The 16,435-nt window shown below is 60.5% G+C and carries 14 protein-coding genes and 1 pseudogene; 9 read left to right on the top strand and 6 right to left on the bottom strand.

All coding sequences use genetic code 11. The features are described 5' to 3' along the window. Window positions 1-26 precede the first annotated feature (26 nt). The 3 genes from prpC to CAF79_RS21860 are packed head-to-tail and all read right to left on the bottom strand — an operon-like array spanning window position 27 to window position 2,807. On the bottom strand, window positions 27-1,154 hold the full coding sequence (gene prpC, locus CAF79_RS21850; RefSeq protein ID WP_085700251.1) for a 2-methylcitrate synthase: 1,128 nt from the start codon (window positions 1,152-1,154) through the stop codon (window positions 27-29). Between the two features lie 43 nt (window positions 1,155-1,197). Beyond that, the gene (gene prpB, locus CAF79_RS21855) at window positions 1,198-2,088 is read right to left on the bottom strand and encodes a methylisocitrate lyase (protein ID WP_007951973.1); all 891 of its coding nucleotides are present in this window, start codon (window positions 2,086-2,088) and stop codon (window positions 1,198-1,200) included. Next, window positions 2,085-2,807: a GntR family transcriptional regulator gene (locus tag CAF79_RS21860; RefSeq protein ID WP_170929768.1), complete on the bottom strand. Its 723-nt coding sequence runs from the start codon at window positions 2,805-2,807 to the stop codon at window positions 2,085-2,087. The genes prpB and CAF79_RS21860 overlap by 4 nt, the downstream gene beginning before the upstream one ends. Before the next feature lie 301 nt (window positions 2,808-3,108). Here CAF79_RS21860 and CAF79_RS21865 point away from each other — a divergent pair, with 301 nt between their 5' ends. The 4 genes from CAF79_RS21865 to pabB all read left to right on the top strand — a co-directional run bounded on the left by CAF79_RS21865 (window position 3,109) and on the right by pabB (window position 7,747). Continuing rightward, window positions 3,109-3,645 (top strand): ATP-dependent zinc protease, encoded by a 537-nt coding sequence (locus CAF79_RS21865; RefSeq protein ID WP_085700253.1) that lies wholly within the window; start codon window positions 3,109-3,111, stop codon window positions 3,643-3,645. Between the two features lie 5 nt (window positions 3,646-3,650). Further along, the gene (locus tag CAF79_RS21870; RefSeq protein WP_085700254.1) at window positions 3,651-5,186 is read left to right on the top strand and encodes an inactive transglutaminase family protein; all 1,536 of its coding nucleotides are present in this window, start codon (window positions 3,651-3,653) and stop codon (window positions 5,184-5,186) included. Continuing rightward, the gene (locus CAF79_RS21875; protein ID WP_085700255.1) at window positions 5,186-6,172 is read left to right on the top strand and encodes an alpha-L-glutamate ligase-like protein; all 987 of its coding nucleotides are present in this window, start codon (window positions 5,186-5,188) and stop codon (window positions 6,170-6,172) included. The genes CAF79_RS21870 and CAF79_RS21875 overlap by 1 nt, the downstream gene beginning before the upstream one ends. A 231-nt stretch (window positions 6,173-6,403) precedes the next feature. After that, window positions 6,404-7,747: an aminodeoxychorismate synthase component I gene (gene pabB / locus CAF79_RS21880; RefSeq protein WP_085700256.1), complete on the top strand. Its 1,344-nt coding sequence runs from the start codon at window positions 6,404-6,406 to the stop codon at window positions 7,745-7,747. Between the two features lie 124 nt (window positions 7,748-7,871). On the opposite strand, the gene thrH is transcribed toward pabB, so the two are convergent. Next, on the bottom strand, window positions 7,872-8,489 hold the full coding sequence (thrH, locus tag CAF79_RS21885) for a bifunctional phosphoserine phosphatase/homoserine phosphotransferase ThrH (RefSeq protein ID WP_085700257.1): 618 nt from the start codon (window positions 8,487-8,489) through the stop codon (window positions 7,872-7,874). A 163-nt stretch (window positions 8,490-8,652) separates the two neighbouring features. Between thrH and CAF79_RS21890 the strand changes: the two genes are divergently transcribed. From CAF79_RS21890 to CAF79_RS21900, 3 genes are all read left to right on the top strand, one after another. Then, complete coding sequence (locus CAF79_RS21890) at window positions 8,653-9,387, top strand: phosphoadenylyl-sulfate reductase (RefSeq protein WP_085700258.1); 735 nt, start codon at window positions 8,653-8,655, stop codon at window positions 9,385-9,387. Between the two features lie 511 nt (window positions 9,388-9,898). Then, window positions 9,899-11,443 (top strand): NCS1 family nucleobase:cation symporter-1, encoded by a 1,545-nt coding sequence (locus CAF79_RS21895; RefSeq protein WP_085700259.1) that lies wholly within the window; start codon window positions 9,899-9,901, stop codon window positions 11,441-11,443. 54 nt (window positions 11,444-11,497) lie between these two features. Further along, a complete protein-coding gene (locus CAF79_RS21900) occupies window positions 11,498-12,226 on the top strand; it encodes an aspartate/glutamate racemase family protein (protein WP_085609052.1) in 729 nt (242 codons plus the stop codon). Here CAF79_RS21900 and CAF79_RS21905 read toward each other — a convergent pair. Then, window positions 12,195-13,136, bottom strand: a complete 942-nt coding sequence (locus CAF79_RS21905) for a LysR family transcriptional regulator (RefSeq protein WP_085700260.1) — start codon at window positions 13,134-13,136, stop codon at window positions 12,195-12,197. The genes CAF79_RS21900 and CAF79_RS21905 overlap by 32 nt on opposite strands. A gap of 125 nt (window positions 13,137-13,261) precedes the next feature. On the opposite strand from CAF79_RS21905, the gene CAF79_RS21910 reads away from it, so the two are divergent. Next, window positions 13,262-14,008 (top strand): 3-oxoacyl-ACP reductase family protein, encoded by a 747-nt coding sequence (locus CAF79_RS21910; RefSeq protein ID WP_085700261.1) that lies wholly within the window; start codon window positions 13,262-13,264, stop codon window positions 14,006-14,008. Between the two features lie 75 nt (window positions 14,009-14,083). Here CAF79_RS21910 and CAF79_RS21915 read toward each other — a convergent pair whose 3' ends face one another. Continuing rightward, window positions 14,084-14,779 (bottom strand): HAD-IA family hydrolase, encoded by a 696-nt coding sequence (locus tag CAF79_RS21915; RefSeq protein WP_085700262.1) that lies wholly within the window; start codon window positions 14,777-14,779, stop codon window positions 14,084-14,086. Window positions 14,780-15,026: 247 nt separating this feature from the next. On the opposite strand from CAF79_RS21915, the pseudogene CAF79_RS21920 reads away from it, so the two are divergent. Further along, a pseudogene (locus CAF79_RS21920) lies at window positions 15,027-16,435 on the top strand (type IV secretion protein Rhs); the annotation flags it as partial.

Here is a 16,435-nt window from a genome sequence, read left to right on the forward strand (position 1 = left end):
TCTCAAGCTCCAGGTCAGCCCACCATTCAGCGACGTTCGATTGGCACGAACTTGCGCTGTTCGACGCCTACATACTCGGCGCTTGGACGGATGATGCGGTTGTTGGCGCGCTGTTCGAACACGTGCGCCGCCCAGCCGGTCAGGCGCGAGCAGACGAAGATCGGGGTGAACAGCTTGGTCGGGATGCCCATGAAGTGGTACGCCGAGGCATGGTAGAAGTCGGCGTTGGGGAACAGTTTCTTCTGCTCCCACATGGTCTTGTCGATGGCTTCGGAAACGGGGAACAACACCTTGTCGCCCACTTCGTCGGCGAGTTTTTTCGACCAGCCCTTGATCACCTCGTTGCGCGGATCGCTGTCCTTATAGATCGCGTGGCCGAAGCCCATGATCTTGTCCTTGCGCTCGAGCATGCCGAGGGTGCCTTTGATCGCCTCTTCCGGCGACGAGAAGCGCTCGATCATTTCCATCGCCGCTTCGTTGGCGCCGCCGTGCAGCGGGCCGCGCAGCGAGCCGATGGCTGCCGTGACGCACGAGTACAGATCGGACAGGGTCGAAGCACACACCCGAGCGGTGAAGGTCGAGGCGTTGAATTCGTGCTCGGCGTAGAGGATCAGCGACACGTTCATCACTTTGACGTGCAGTTCGCTCGGTTTCTTGTCGTGCAGCAGGTGCAGGAAGTGGCCGCCGATGGACGGCTCGTCCGTCACGCAATTGATGCGTTTGCCGTCGTGGCTGAAGCGATACCAGTAGCACATGATCGCCGGGAACGCGGCCAGCAGGCGGTCGGTCTTGTCGCGTTGCTCGGAGAAGTCTTTCTCCGGCTCGATGTTGCCCAGGAACGAGCAACCGGTACGCATCACGTCCATCGGGTGGGCGTCGGCGGGGATGCGTTCCAGCACTTCTTTCAGCGCTTGCGGCAGGTCGCGCAGCTTGCTCAGTTTGCCTTGATAGTCGGCGAGTTGTGCCTGGGTCGGCAGCTCTCCGTAGAGCAGCAGGTACGCCACTTCTTCAAATTGTGCGTCTGCCGCCAGTTCGCGCACGTCATAGCCGCGATAGGTCAGCCCGGCACCGGCCTGGCCCACGGTGGACAGTGCGGTTTGCCCGGCAACCTGGCCCCGGAGCCCGGCGCCACTGAGTACTTTTGCTTCAGCCATTGTTGTCTCCAATCTTGAATTTATTAGGGAGTACGGTTGCGGCTTACTTCTTCGCCGCAAACAACGCGTCGAGCTTCTGCTCGAAGGTGTGGTAATCGATGCGATCGTAAAGCTCCATGCGAGTCTGCATGGTGTCGATGACATTCTGCTGAGTGCCGTCGCGGCGGATCGCGGTGTAGACGTTTTCCGCAGCCTTGTTCATCGCGCGGAACGCCGACAGCGGGTACAGCACCAGCGACACATCTGCTCCCGCAAGCTGCTCGGTGGTGTACAGCGGCGTCGAGCCGAATTCGGTGATGTTGGCCAGGATCGGCGCTTTCACGCGGCTGGCGAACAGCTTGTACATCTCCAGTTCAGTGATGGCTTCCGGGAAGATCATGTCGGCGCCGGCCTCGATGCACGCGGCAGCGCGATCCAGTGCCGATTCCAGACCTTCAACGGCCAACGCGTCGGTGCGGGCCATGATCACGAAGCTGTCGTCGGTGCGGGCATCGACGGCGGCCTTGATGCGGTCGACCATTTCCTGCTGGGTCACGATCTCTTTATTGGGGCGGTGGCCGCAGCGCTTGGCGCCGACCTGGTCTTCGATGTGAATCGCCGCCGCGCCGAACTTGATCATCGACTTCACGGTGCGGGCCACGTTGAACGCCGAGGCGCCGAAACCGGTGTCCACGTCTACCAGCAGCGGCAGGTCGCAGACATCGGTGATGCGGCGCACGTCGGTCAGTACGTCATCCAGGCCGGTGATGCCCAGGTCCGGTACGCCGAGGGAGCCGGCAGCCACCCCGCCACCCGACAGGTAAATCGCCTTGAAACCGGCGCGCTTGGCCAGCAGCGCGTGGTTGGCGTTGATCGCCCCGACCACTTGCAGCGGATGTTCGCTGGCGACCGCATCGCGGAAACGCTGGCCTGGGGTGCTCTTGTTGGAACTCATGACTCACCTCGTTCAGTGGCTGTCTTATTGTCGGCGCCGTCCTGGTAGTGACGGGCGATGTTGCGTTTCGAGGCGCCGATGTGACGGCGCATCAACAATTCCGCGAGCTCGCCGTCACGGTCGGCGATGGCATCGAGAATCCGGTGGTGTTCGGCAAAGGCCTGGCGCGGGCGGTTGGGCGTGGTGGAAAACTGGATGCGGTACATGCGCACCAGCTGGTAGAGCTCGCCGCAGAGCATTTGCGTGAGGGTGCGGTTGCCGCTGCCCTGGATGATCCGGTAGTGGAAGTCGAAGTCGCCTTCCTGCTGGTAGTAACCGACGCCGGCCTGAAACGCCGCGTCGCGCTCATGGGTTTCCAGCACCCGGCGCAGTTCGTCGATTTCTTCGACGCTCATGCGTTCGGCCGCCAGACGGCAGGCCATGCCTTCGAGGGATTCGCGGATTTCGTAGAGTTCGAGCAATTCGGCATGGCTGAGCGACACCACCCGCGCACCGACGTGCGGTACGCGCACCAGCAGACGCTGGCCTTCCAGACGATGGATCGCTTCGCGCAGCGGCCCACGGCTGATGCCATAGGTGCGCGCCATTTCCGGCTCGGAGATCTTGCTGCCCGGAGCGATCTCACCTTTGACGATGGCCGCCTGAATGCGCCGGAAGACGTTTTCCGAGAGCGTCTCGGAGTCGTCGCCATTAATCACCGGGGGATCGAGTTGATCCAGCATATTGTCGACACCTTAAAATCCAATGCGGCAAAAACTAGCGAATCAACCCGCATCAGTCAAAGGATAAATCGAGATTGTCGACAATCGTCTAACAAGCCTTCAAATCAACCCCAAGGGTTATAGACCGGTCCCGGCGCTGGCGCCATAAAACCACCGTGCTAGAATGCCGCCCGCATTTGCGAGTCATTTGCACGGCTTGTCATAAAAAGCTGATAGGCACACGAAGGCGCATGGGCAGACAGGATTACCTGATGCCATGGCCCTGAACCGAGAAACGGAACGCTGCTCGCCAGGATTTATGAGACTCAAGCCCTTCCCCACATTCTTTGCATTGTTTTGCCTGCCCGGCCTTGCTGCGGCGGGGGAAAAGACCGTGTACGGCCTCAACGAATACGCTGCCCTCGACGGGATCAACCTGGAAGTGGCGGCGAAACTCGACACCGGGGCGAAAACCGCCTCCCTGAGCGCCCGCGACATTAAACGCTTCAAGCGCAACGGCGAGTCCTGGGTACGTTTCTACCTGGCCATCGACGCCGCGCATTCGCACCCGATCGAACGGCCGCTGGCCCGGGTCAGCAAGATCAAGCGCCGCGCCGGCGACTACGACCCGGAAGAAGGCAAGAAGTACACCGCCCGCCCGGTGATCGAGCTGGACATCTGCATGGGTTCGGCAATGCGCAGCATCGAAGTGAACCTGACCGACCGTAGTGCGTTCCAATACCCGCTTTTGATTGGCTCCGAGGCGCTGAAATGCTTCGATGCGCTGGTCGATCCCAGTCTTAAATACGCTGCCGGCAAACCCGCCTGCACCATCGCCGCTCATACCGCCGAGTAATTTCCATGCGTTCTCTAACCTTCCACCTGAAAGTCTTGATCACCATCCTGGTGTTGCTGGGCGTTTCGGTTACGGCCTATCAGATTTTCGTGCTCGGCATTCCGGTGACCGAAGACGCCACCGACGACTTGTGGAACATCGACGCCAAGGTCGAGTTCGTCGCCAGCACCAAGGATCCGGTGAAGATCCAGATGTTCGTGCCGCCCCTGAGCCGCGATTACGTCAGCCTCAATGAAAGCTTTATCTCCAACAATTACGGCGTGGCGGTCAACCGGGTCGACGGCAACCGCAAGGTCACGTGGTCGGCACGCCGGGCCAAGGGCAACCAGACCCTTTATTACCGTCTGGTGCTGACCAAGCGTTACACCGCTGAAAAAACCAAGATCAAGGGCCCGACGTTCCGCGACAGCATGGCCATCGAAGGCCCGGAAAAGATCGCCGCCGAAGCCCTGCTCGCCCCGATCCGTCAACACTCGGCCGACGTCGAGACCTTCATTGGCGAAGCGATCAAACGCGTCAACAACGTCAACGACGACAACGTGAAACTGCTGCTGGCCGGCGATCCGTCGACGCCGCACAAAGCCAAAATCGTCGAACTGCTGCTGTCCATCGCCCACGTGCCGGTGGAAAAAGTCCACACCATCCGCCTCGTCGCCGATCAACCGCAAACCCCTGAACTGTGGCTGCGCAGCTTCAACGGCACCGACTGGCTGTACTTCAACCCGGAAACCGGCGAGCAAGGCCTGCCCACTGACCGGCTGCTGTGGTGGAGCGGTGATGAAAACCTGATCACCGTCGACGGCGGCAAGAAAGCCAACGTGACCTTCAGCCTGAACAACAGCGAGATGAACGCGATTCGTCTGGCCAAGCTGACCGACGAAAACACCGACGCCAACTTCCTTGAATACTCGCTGTACGGCCTGCCGCTGCAAACCCAGCAGACCTTCATGATCATGGTGATGATCCCGATCGGCGTGCTGGTGATCCTGATCCTGCGCAACCTGATCGGCCTGCAGACCCTCGGCACGTTCACGCCGGTGCTGATCGCCCTGGCCTTCCGCGAGACGCAGTTGGGCTTCGGCATCCTGCTGTTTACCGTGATCACCGCGCTTGGTTTGTCACTGCGTTCGTATCTGGAACATTTGAAGCTGCAAATGCTGCCGCGCCTGTCGGTGGTGCTGACCTTCGTGGTGGTGCTGATTGCGGCGATCAGCCTGTTCAGTCACAAGCTCGGACTTGAGCGCGGTCTGTCGGTAGCGCTGTTCCCGATGGTGATTCTGACCATGACCATCGAGCGCCTGTCGATCACCTGGGAAGAACGCGGCGCCAGCCATGCCATGAAAGTGGCGATCGGCACGCTGTTCGCGGCGTCCCTGGCGCACCTGATCATGACTGTTCCGGAACTGGTGTACTTCGTATTCACCTTCCCGGCGATCCTGCTGATTCTGGTGGGCTTCATGCTGGCCATGGGTCGCTACCGCGGTTATCGCCTGACCGAGCTGGTGCGTTTCAAGGCATTCCTGAAGAAGGCTGACGGCTGATGTTCGGTTTCTGGAAGACCTGGAAGGCCCTGGAAGCCCGGGGCATCATGGGCATCAATCGGCGTAACGCCGACTACGTGCTCAAGTACAACAAGCGCAGCCTGTACCCGATCGTCGATGACAAGATCATCACCAAGGAACGCGCAATCAAGGCCGGCATTCACGTGCCGGAACTGTATGGCGTGATTTCCACGGAGAAGGAAATCGACAAGCTCGGCGAGATCATCGGCGGGCGCAACGACTTCGTGATCAAGCCGGCCCAGGGCGCCGGCGGTGACGGCATCATCGTGGTCGCCGACCGTTTCGAGGGCCGCTATCGCACGGTGTCGGGCAAGATCATTGCCCATGAAGAGCTGGAGCATCATATCTCCAGCATCCTCACCGGTTTGTATTCGCTGGGCGGCCATCGCGATCGGGCGCTGATCGAATATCGGGTGACCCCGGACCAGATCTTCAAAAGCATCAGCTACGAAGGCGTGCCGGACATCCGCATCATCGTGCTGATGGGTTACCCGGTGATGGCGATGCTGCGCCTGCCGACCCGTCAATCCGGCGGCAAGGCCAACCTGCACCAGGGCGCCATCGGCGTCGGCGTCGACCTGGCTACCGGCCTGACCCTGCGCGGTACGTGGCTGAACAACATCATCACCAAACACCCGGACACCACCAACGCGGTGGACAGCGTGCAACTGCCCTACTGGGACGGTTTCATGAAGCTCGCGGCCGGTTGCTATGAGCTGTGTGGCCTGGGTTACATCGGCGTGGACATGGTGCTGGATCAGGAAAAAGGCCCGCTGATTCTGGAGCTGAATGCGCGGCCGGGGCTGAACATTCAGATTGCCAATGATTGCGGCCTGACGTTACGCACCCATGCGGTGGAAGCGCATCTGGAAGAGCTCAAGGCGCGCGGGGTGACGGAGTCGGTTGAAGAGCGCGTGGCGTTTGCTCAGGAGTTGTTTGGACATGTTCCGGCGGTCGAAGGCTGACATCGTTCATGATCGTTCCCACGCTCCGCGTGGTAACGCCGCCATGGACGCTCCGCGTCCACTGTGACGCGGAGCGTCACGGGATGCATTCCCACGCAGAGCGTGGGAACGATCAAGCGATCGAGCGCGATACCTGCCGCCAATCTGCCAATCCACGACATCCCCTCTAGGAGCCATTCCCGGAGGGGACTACAATCCCCACCCCGCCTCGATGGCCGATCTGCCCCGCCCATGTTGACCTGTTCCGTACACCCGCTGCCCTACCGCGCCAACCCCGCCGACTATTTCGCGGCCGTCCGCCACGCGCCCGGCGCCGTGCTGCTCGACAGTGGCCGGCCGAGTGCCGACCGTGGCCGTTATGACCTGCTCAGTGCCTGGCCGCTGGAACAGTTGGCGGTTTTGCCGGACGAGCGCGGCGACCATTTCCTGCAACGTCTGCGGGACAATCTGACCCGATTGGGCGAAGCGCAATTGCCCGACGGGTACGAATTGCCCTTCGCTGGCGGCCTGATCGGTTACCTGAGCTACGACTTCGGTCGGCATCTGGAAAACCTGCCGAGCCAGGCCCGGGATGACCTGCAACTGCCCGATGCACGTTTTGGTCTGTACGACTGGGCCTTGATCAGCGATCACCAATCGGCCACCAGCCAATTGGTGTTTCACCCCTCTGTCAGCGCCAGCGAGAAACAGCGGCTGATCGATGTATTCAGCCAACCGGCAAGCACCGCTCTGACCCCGTTCAAGCTCAACAACCCGATGGCAGCCGATCTTTCGGCCGATGAATACCGTCAGGCATTCGAGCGCATCCAGCATTACATCCAGGCCGGCGACTGCTATCAGGTCAACTTCGCTCAACGTTTCCGCGCACCGTGCCAGGGCGATCCATGGCTGGCCTACTGCAAATTGCGCGAAGCCTGCCCGACACCGTTTTCAGGATTTCAGAGCCTGCCCGACGGCAATGCGGTGTTGAGCCTGTCGCCCGAGCGCTTCGTTAAAGTCAGCCAGCGTCAGGTGGAAACCCGCCCGATCAAGGGCACCCGCCCCCGTGGCGCGACCCCGGCCGAAGACGCGGCGAACGCTGCCGAACTGCTGGCCAGCCCGAAGGATCGCGCGGAAAACCTGATGATCGTCGACCTGCTGCGCAACGACCTGGGCCGCACTTGCCGCATCGGCTCGGTGCGGGTGCCGGAGTTGTTCAGCCTGGAAAGTTATCCGAACGTGCATCACCTGGTCAGCAGCGTGACCGGTGAGCTGGCGGAAGATCGCGACGCTCTTGACCTGATCGCCGGCAGCTTCCCCGGCGGCTCGATCACCGGCGCACCGAAGATCCGTGCGATGCAGATCATCGACGAACTGGAGCCGACCCGACGCGGTTTGTATTGCGGTTCGTTGCTGTACCTGGACGTGCGCGGCGAGATGGACAGCTCCATCGCCATTCGCAGTCTGCTGGTAAAGGATGGACAGGTGTGCTGCTGGGGCGGCGGCGGGATCGTCGCCGATTCGGACTGGCAGGCGGAGTATCAGGAGTCGATCACCAAGGTCAGAGTGCTGCTCGAAACCCTGCAGAACCTCTGACGCTCTGTTGATCGTTCCCACGCTCTGCGTGGGAATGCAGCCCGGGACGCTCTGCGTCCCAAAGCGGACGCAGAGCGTCCATTGAGGCATTCCCACGCAGAGCGTGGGAACGATCATGTGGTTGCTACAAAGTCAGGTCGCGGTTCGAAGCCTTGAGGAATTCCTGCTTCAACTCGGCAAACGTATGCACCGCCGGAAACTGCGGAAACTCGCGAATCACGTTATCCGGCGCATGGAACAGAATCCCCGCATCCGCTTCGCCCAGCATGCTGGTGTCGTTATAGGAATCCCCCGCCGCAATTACACGGTAATACAGGCTCTTGAAGGCCAGAACCGACTGACGCTTCGGATCTTTCTGACGCAACTGGTAGCTCGTCACCCGCCCGGTGTCATCGGTAATCAGTCGGTGACAGAGCAAGGTCGGAAAGCCCAGCTGACGCATCAGCGGCTGGGAAAACTCATAGAAGGTGTCCGACAGAATCACCACCTGAAACCGCTCGCGCAGCCAGTTGACGAACTCCGCAGCGCCGTCCAGTGGCTTGAGGGTGGCGATCACTTCCTGAATGTCCGAAAGTTTCAGGCCATGCTCGTCGAGGATGCGCAGGCGCTGCTTCATCAGCACGTCGTAGTCGGGAATGTCCCGGGTGGTGGCCTTGAGCGATTCGATTCCGGTTTTTTCGGCGAAGGCGATCCAGATTTCCGGCACCAGCACCCCTTCAAGATCAAGACAGGCGATTTCCACAAGACACTCCCGTTTGTAATGTTTATTGAGTCGAGCGAGCCCGAACTCTAGCGGCTCGACCTGGAGCGCGCAACGCAGAGGCTACCCCGGCGGACGTTGCTTTTTGTTACCATCGCCGCCATATAGAGCGCCCAGCGCCACCGACCTGTAGGAAGCCGCCCTGATGAGCCCAACGTTCGACGTCGTGGAACTCGCCACGACCTATGCCAACAAATCCGCGCAGGACATCCTCAAACTCGCGTTCGCCGAGTTCGGCGATGACCTGTGGATATCTTTCAGCGGCGCCGAGGATGTGGTGCTGGTGGACATGGCCTGGAAGCTGAACAAGAACGTCAAGGTGTTCAGTCTCGACACCGGCCGCCTGCATCCGGAGACCTACCGCTTCATCGATCAGGTGCGCGAGCACTACAAGATCGACATCGAACTGATCTCGCCGGACTACACGAAACTTGAACCGTTCGTGAAGGAAAAAGGCCTGTTCAGTTTCTACAAGGACGGCCATGGCGAATGCTGCGGGATCCGCAAGATCGAGCCGCTGCGCCGCAAACTGTCCGGCGTCAAAGCCTGGGCCACCGGCCAGCGCCGCGACCAGAGCCCCGGGACCCGCAGCGCTGTTGCGGTGATGGAAATCGATACAGCGTTCTCCACCCCGGAGCGCACCTTGTACAAATTCAACCCGCTTGCACAGATGACCAGTGAGGAAATCTGGGGCTACATCCGCATGCTGGAGCTGCCGTACAACAGTCTGCATGAGCGCGGTTTCATCAGCATCGGCTGCGAACCGTGCACCCGCCCTGTCCTGCCGAACCAGCACGAGCGAGAGGGTCGCTGGTGGTGGGAAGAAGCGACCCAGAAGGAATGCGGGTTGCATGCCGGGAATATCATCAGCAAGGGGTAAATTCCCAGCCCCGATGATGCGACTGAGGGAGCCAATCAGCTCCCACAGTGTTCTCTACCCGCCTTGAAAAATGTGTACACACGAATGTCACCATCGGTGCCATTTATGTGTGCACTTTTCGTTTCTGCGCCCTGAAAAGTTACATCAAACTCCAGCAGCACTCCCTCCAGACGCTCGCAAAAATTCCTTCCGAAAAATAAATACCTGTTCGAACGGTCAATTTATATCGCCCGTATTTCAACGACTTGGCGCTCTTCAATAACTTTTCGAAATCAGCGGTCTTTTTCATAGATCGCGGACTGGCACAGATCTGGCTTTAGTGCATACATGTTTTGTATACAAAACCGCAAAACATGAACCCACACTTTCGATCCGCAAGCCTGAAGCGCCCTATCCCGTACAGGCTGCAGATGCCCCGTAACCAGTGATGTTCCAGCGCTGCGACGAAGATCTGCCGAGCCCGAGTGCTCATGCACAGTCATCGCCGCCTGAACATCAGGAGCCTGCCGGAATGCGTACGAGTCTCTCCAACAACAACATCGCGCTGAATCTGCCCGCCTCTTCCACCCTCGACCACAGCGCGCCCGGTGACGGCATCACCGAACCGCTGCAACTGAGCCCGCGTCTGCACAACAGTGACCTCGCACCGACCAGGGTCGAAGGACGGCGCTGGGGCAAATACAGCATCTTCGCCCTGTGGACCAACGATGTGCACAACATCGCCAACTACTCGTTTGCCATCGGTCTGTACGCCCTGGGGCTGGGCGGCTGGCAGATTCTGCTGTCGCTGGGGATCGGCGCGGCGCTGGTGTACTTCTTCATGAACCTGTCCGGTTACATGGGGCAGAAAACCGGCGTGCCGTTTCCGGTGATCAGCCGGATCAGTTTCGGCATTCACGGGGCGCAGATTCCTGCATTGATCCGGGCGGTGATCGCCATCGCCTGGTTCGGGATCCAGACGTACCTGGCGTCGGTGGTATTTCGCGTGTTGCTCACGGCTATCCATCCCGGATTCGCCGATTACGACCACAACTCGATCCTCGGCCTGTCGAGCCTGGGGTGGGTGTGTTTCGTGGCGATCTGGTTCGTGCAACTGGCGATCCTCGCCTACGGCATGGAAATGGTCCGCCGCTACGAAGCCTTCGCCGGGCCGGTGATTCTGCTGACCGTCGCCTGCCTCGCCGCGTGGATGTACACCCAGGCCAACGCGACCATCGCCTGGTCAATCCGCGAGCCACTGACCGGCGGCGAGATGTGGCGCAACATTTTTGCCGGCGGTGCCTTGTGGCTGGCGATCTACGGCACGCTGATCCTCAACTTTTGCGACTTCGCTCGTTCCTCGCCGTGCCGCAAAACGATCAAGGTCGGAAACTTCTGGGGTCTGCCGGTAAATATTCTGGTGTTCGCCGGGATCACCGTCCTGCTGTGCGGTGCGCAATTTCAGATCAACGGACGGATCATCGAAAGCCCGACCGAGATCATCGCTTCGATCCCCAATACGTTCTTTCTGGTGCTCGGCTGCCTGGCCTTTCTGATCGTCACCGTGGCGGTGAACATCATGGCCAACTTCGTCGCCCCGGCCTTCGTGCTCAGCAACCTGGCGCCGAAGTATCTGACTTTCCGTCGCGCCGGGCTGATCAGCGCAACGATTGCCGTGCTGATTCTGCCGTGGAATCTCTACAACAGCCCGCTGGTGATCGTGTATTTCCTGTCCGGCCTCGGCGCCCTGCTCGGCCCACTGTACGGCGTGATCATGGTCGACTACTGGCTGATCCGCAAAGGCCGGATCCATGTGCCGCAGCTGTACAGCGAAAGCCCGAACGGGGCGTATTACTACAGCCGCGGGGTCAATCTGCGGGCGGTCGCGGCATTCATTCCGGCCGCGCTGATCGCCATCGTCCTGGCACTGGTGCCGGGCTTCCAAAGCGTTTCACCCTTCTCCTGGCTGATCGGCGCCGGCATTGCCGGGATGCTCTATCTGATCATCGCCAAACGCCAACCGCACTACGCCGATGTGGATGGTGAAGCCATTGCCGTCGACAACGTCAGCCACTGAATCTTTTGGCGGCTCTTCACAGGGCCGCAGAACCAACCGTAATAAGGACTTCCCATGCGAATTCTCGTGGTCAACGTCAACACCACCGAATCCATCACCCAGGCCATCGCCCGTTCGGCCCAGGCTGTCGCCTCGCCCGGCACCGAGATTGTCGGCCTGACCCCGCATTTCGGCGCCGATTCAGTCGAGGGCAATTTCGAAAGTTATCTGGCCGCCATCGCCGTGATGGACCGGGTAATGTCCTACGACCAGCCGTTTGACGCCGTGATTCAGGCCGGCTACGGCGAACACGGTCGCGAAGGTTTGCAGGAACTGCTCAACGTACCCGTGGTGGACATCACCGATGCGGCGGCGAGCACTGCGATGTTTCTGGGCCATGCATATTCGGTGGTCACCACACTGGATCGCACAGTGCCGCTGATCGAGGATCGGCTGAAACTGTCCGGCCTGTGGGACCGCTGCGCCTCGGTGCGCGCCAGTGGCCTGGCAGTTCTGGAGCTGGAGCACGAGCCGCAACGGGCGTTGGAAGCGATCGTGCATCAGGCGGAACTGGCGGTCACTCAGGATAAGGCCGAAGTGATCTGCCTCGGCTGCGGCGGCATGGCCGGACTTGATGAGAAGATTCGTCAGCGCACCGGAGTACCGGTGGTGGATGGCGTCACTGCGGCCGTGACCATCGCCGAATCGCTGGTGCGACTGGGGCTGTCGACATCCAAGGTGCGCACGTATGCGACGCCGCGTCCAAAAACCATCATCGGTTGGCCAGCTCGTTTTGCGCGTTGAACCGTTCGGCAAGGCCCAGGGTTGAAAACTGCTCGATGACAAAATCGACGAACGCACGAGTCTTGCCCGGCAACAGTTTGTGTTCAGCGTAATAGATGGAGATGTTGCCATCGTCGACGTACCAGTCCGGCAGGACTCGCTGCAAAGTCCCCGCCTCAAGGTAGCCGACGGCGAACGGCATGCTCACCAGCGCGATCCCCAACCCCTGCGCCGCCGTGGCGCAGGCGGCTTCGGAATCGCTCATGGTCATTCGGGCCTTGAGGGTCAGCGGGCTGTGTGGTCGGGTGCGATGCGTCAGCTGCCAGGAGCGTACACGCCCGGTTTGCGGTGAGCGGATCAGGATGCCGTCGTGCAACTTAAGGTCGTCCGGCTCGTTGATCGGTGCGTACCGATCCAGATAATCCGCGCAAGCCACCAATACCCGATGCGCCGGCGTCAGCCTGCGCGCCACCACGCCTTGGGGCAATTCGAAACCACCACCAATCGCCGCATCGAAACCCTGGCCGATCAAATCGACCTGACGGTTATCGAAGTGCCAGTCCGGGTTGATCGCCGGAAACCTTTTCAGGAACTCTCCCAACAACGGCACGATGTACAAGCGGCCGAACACCGTGCCCATGCTGACTTTCAGTGTGCCCGCCGGTTGCCCGCCAGCGCTGGCCAGATTGTTTACCGCATTCTGGATGGTGGTCAGGCTGCCGCTGACCTCACTCAGAAACAATTGCCCCGCTTCCGTCAGAGTCAACCGACGGGTGCTACGCTGGAACAGCCTCACGCCGAGGCGCACTTCCAGTTTCGCCACGCTTTTGCCCACGGCGGCCGGTGTCAGGCTCAGGCGTCGTGCGGCTTCGGCAAAGCTGCCGACTTCGGCGCTGCGCACGAAGCATTCGATACTGCTGAAGGTTTCCATGGCCACCACTCTAAACTTTTGGTTTACACAGACTATAGCAACCACGGTCTACTCGCCTGGGGGCGAGAGGCAGATACTCGACACCACACCAAGGCAGCCCGCCTTGAAACTTCTGGAGATCGAACATGACCACTCAACACCTCAGCGGTAAAGTCGCTCTGATTCAAGGCGGCTCTCGCGGCATCGGTGCCGCCATTGTCAAACGTCTGGCCGCGGAAGGCGCCGCGGTTGCCTTTACCTACGTCAGCTCGGCCGCCAAGGCTGAAGAACTGCAAAACAGCATCACTGCCACCGGCGGCAAAGCCCTGGCGATCAAGGCTGACAGCGCCGACGCCGACGCCATCCGCAACGCGGTGAACGCCACTGTCGAAACCTTTGGCCGCCTCGACATTCTGGTCAACAACGCCGGTGTGCTGGCCGTCGCGCCGCTGGAAGACTTCAAACTGGAAGACTTCGACCAGACCCTGGCAATCAACGTACGCAGCGTGTTCATCGCCAGCCAGGAAGCCGCCAAACACATGGGCGAAGGCTCGCGCATCATCAACATCGGCAGCACCAACGCCGACCGCATGCCCTTCGCCGGTGGCGGCGTGTATGCGATGAGCAAGTCCGCCCTGGTCGGCCTGACCAAAGGCCTGGCCCGCGACCTCGGTCCACGCGGCATCACCATCAACAACGTGCAACCCGGCCCGGTCGATACCGACATGAACCCGGCTCACGGCGATTTTGCCGACAGTCTGATCCCGTTGATGGCAGTGGGTCGCTACGGCAAGGCCGAAGAGATCGCCAGCTTCGTTGCCTACCTGGCAAGCCCGGAGGCTGGTTACATCACCGGTGCGAGCCTGACCATCGATGGCGGTTTCGGCGCCTGATTGATCAGATGGTCGATAACGAAAAACGCCGCCCTCCTTTAACAGAGGGGCGGCGTTTTTATGTCGGCGGTTTGATCAGGCCCAGTCGAGCGCCGGCAATCCGCATGCACTCGGCGTGAACGCTTTCAATGTACGAAGAATCCCGTCGGCGTGTGCGTATTTTTCATCGGCCATGGCGGCATCGGGAATGGCGATGGCGGTCATGCCGGCTGCTTTCGCGGCTGTCACGCCGAACGGTGAATCTTCGAACACCAGGCAATCTTGCGGCGCAACACCCAGGCGCCGAGCGGCGGTGAGGAAGATGTCCGGCGCCGGCTTGGCCGCGCCGACTTCCGGATCGTCAGCGGTAACAATGAAGTCGAACAACGCGAACCAGTCGCGGTGCAACGTGGTTTTCTGACCGAACGACTGGCGCGATGAACTGGTGCCGACCGCAATCGGAATGTTGTGCGCCTTGAGGTGGCGGATCAGTTCCTCGGCACCCGGCATCGCCTGCGCGGTGGGAAAGCGCTCGCGCATCAGTGGCTCGCGGATCACCAGAAACTCTTCGGCGGTAATCGGCAGATCCAGCGCCTCGACCACATAACGGGCCAGATCACCGGCGCCACGCCCGATAATGTTCTGCTTGATGCTCCAGTCGAACGTGCGCCCGTAACGCTCGGCAATCAGCGAGGTGACCTCGGTGTAGATGCCTTCGGTGTCCAGCAGCAAACCGTCCATATCGAAAATCACGGCCTTGATCGGGCCGAACGCCTTCAGCGGTGCATTCATCATCGGATCCGTTATCAAAGACATCCCGGGCGGCGTGGGGAGCGCCGCTGCTCGGATCTGATTAAAGGTTTCAGCAGCATAACGAGCGTGGCCGAGGTTGAGCAACGGGCAATGTCGGTTGTCCGCCGAACGCTCTCCCGCACATTTAGAGAATTGCCCTACAGACATCGCCTACTCGGCTGACTTCTTTCCTGTTTGATCCCCCGCAAAGTTTCGCGCCATTCCCCTGATGCGCGCGAGTGACTGCATGCTTCCATCTGACCAGCTCCTGAAACTGAACAACAGCATTGGTTTGCTGGTGGTCGCTGCGCTGAACCCTGACAAGCCTGACGTCGAAAAGCTGATTCGTGAGTTTCGCCTTTGCCTCAACAACTATGACGCCTGGGCCGAGCAGTTCTGGACGGTAACCGCGCTGGGTGTCGAGCAAGTGTTCCAGGTCGGCAACGACGTCCGGCTCGGCGCACCGGTTACCAGCCGCAAACCCATCAGTTCCTCCGTGGCCATGTGCTCCGCCACGGGCTCCCTGACGCTGGTGCACATGTTCGAAGCCGCGCGGTTTGTGCCGATCGGCGATACGCCCGTGATCCTTGAACCGGTCATTTCCGACGTCGACGGTGTTCCGGGTTTTGGCGAACCGCGGCGTTACACCATCGGCCCCGGCGGCATTCTCAAGGTCGACGACTGCGACCGGGGCCAGCGTTATCGCATCACCTTCTTTCCCGATGTTTCCGCGGCGCATATCCAGACGTTGTACGCCTCGTATCAGGGCCTTCTTGATGGTCTGGAAGGCTGGTTGCGTGAGGAATGGAAAGGGTTTCAACCGCAGTGGACGGAGTTTTCCAGCGCCGGTTTAAGCGAGCGTTACGGGCAGTTGCAACAGGCTGACTGGCACGGTTTCGAATCCGCGCTGAACGGTGTCTGGGATGACGTGAAACAGCTGTTTGCCTTGCTCGCCGACTTGCAGGCCAACAGTGAAAAACTTCTGCAATACCTGTCCAGCGTTGAACTGGATGCCTTGCTCGAGGCGTCCACCGAGGCCATCGCCAACGGCCTGCTGATGCTCAGCGACGAGCCGTTGCTGTTCATTTACCTGGCGGCCTTTACCAGTTGGCTGAAGATGTTGCCGCCGCAATTTCTGGCCGAGGTGGTGGCTGAGGTACGCGCTGAACTTCTGGTCAGTTTTCTGCTGATGTGCGTGTCAGGTGGCATGGGTGTGCCGCTTCGGTTGAGCACCAAAGTACTGGGCAAGATCAAATCGCCGCGTGCCCGGGAATGGCTGGCGGCTTCGGCGTTGCGACTGGCGCAGATGACCTCGGCGCCCGATCTGACCCGACATGCGGGTGCGTTGAAGCCGTTGATGGTTAATGCGCGGCAGGCGCCGTTGCGACCAACACCCGCTGTCCCGCTGGAGATTCGCACGGCGGATGCACAGATGCTGACGGTTGCGAATCCGGCCGCCATTGTCCGTGACAAGTCCCACGGCATGACGCGAATGGAACGGCATGAGCCTCGCGATGATGCTTCGGATCAGGCGAAAAATCCCAACGGTGACAGCGCCGATTGTGCGCCGCTGACCTGCACCAACGGCTGTCCGGTGTCGATGGTCACCGGGGAAGAACTGCTGACGTTGACTGACGGTGTACTCGATGGGCTGTT

This window comes from Pseudomonas sp. B26(2017) (assembly GCF_002113045.1).
In the GTDB taxonomy this organism is placed as follows: Bacteria; Pseudomonadota; Gammaproteobacteria; order Pseudomonadales; family Pseudomonadaceae; genus Aquipseudomonas.

What these genes read in the sequence shown, in the direction of transcription:
- CAF79_RS21905 (WP_085700260.1), bottom strand. Translation starts at nt 13,136, where the DNA reads ATGGAAACCTTCAGCAGTATCGAATGCTTCGTGCGCAGCGCCGAAGTC.
- CAF79_RS21870 (WP_085700254.1), top strand. Translation starts at nt 3,651, where the DNA reads ATGCGTTCTCTAACCTTCCACCTGAAAGTCTTGATCACCATCCTGGTG.
- CAF79_RS21865 (WP_085700253.1), top strand. Translation starts at nt 3,109, where the DNA reads ATGAGACTCAAGCCCTTCCCCACATTCTTTGCATTGTTTTGCCTGCCC.
- prpC (WP_085700251.1), bottom strand. Translation starts at nt 1,154, where the DNA reads ATGGCTGAAGCAAAAGTACTCAGTGGCGCCGGGCTCCGGGGCCAGGTT.
- CAF79_RS21875 (WP_085700255.1), top strand. Translation starts at nt 5,186, where the DNA reads ATGTTCGGTTTCTGGAAGACCTGGAAGGCCCTGGAAGCCCGGGGCATC.
- pabB (WP_085700256.1), top strand. Translation starts at nt 6,404, where the DNA reads ATGTTGACCTGTTCCGTACACCCGCTGCCCTACCGCGCCAACCCCGCC.
- prpB (WP_007951973.1), bottom strand. Translation starts at nt 2,088, where the DNA reads ATGAGTTCCAACAAGAGCACCCCAGGCCAGCGTTTCCGCGATGCGGTC.
- CAF79_RS21910 (WP_085700261.1), top strand. Translation starts at nt 13,262, where the DNA reads ATGACCACTCAACACCTCAGCGGTAAAGTCGCTCTGATTCAAGGCGGC.
- CAF79_RS21915 (WP_085700262.1), bottom strand. Translation starts at nt 14,779, where the DNA reads ATGAATGCACCGCTGAAGGCGTTCGGCCCGATCAAGGCCGTGATTTTC.
- CAF79_RS21895 (WP_085700259.1), top strand. Translation starts at nt 9,899, where the DNA reads ATGCGTACGAGTCTCTCCAACAACAACATCGCGCTGAATCTGCCCGCC.
- CAF79_RS21890 (WP_085700258.1), top strand. Translation starts at nt 8,653, where the DNA reads ATGAGCCCAACGTTCGACGTCGTGGAACTCGCCACGACCTATGCCAAC.
- CAF79_RS21900 (WP_085609052.1), top strand. Translation starts at nt 11,498, where the DNA reads ATGCGAATTCTCGTGGTCAACGTCAACACCACCGAATCCATCACCCAG.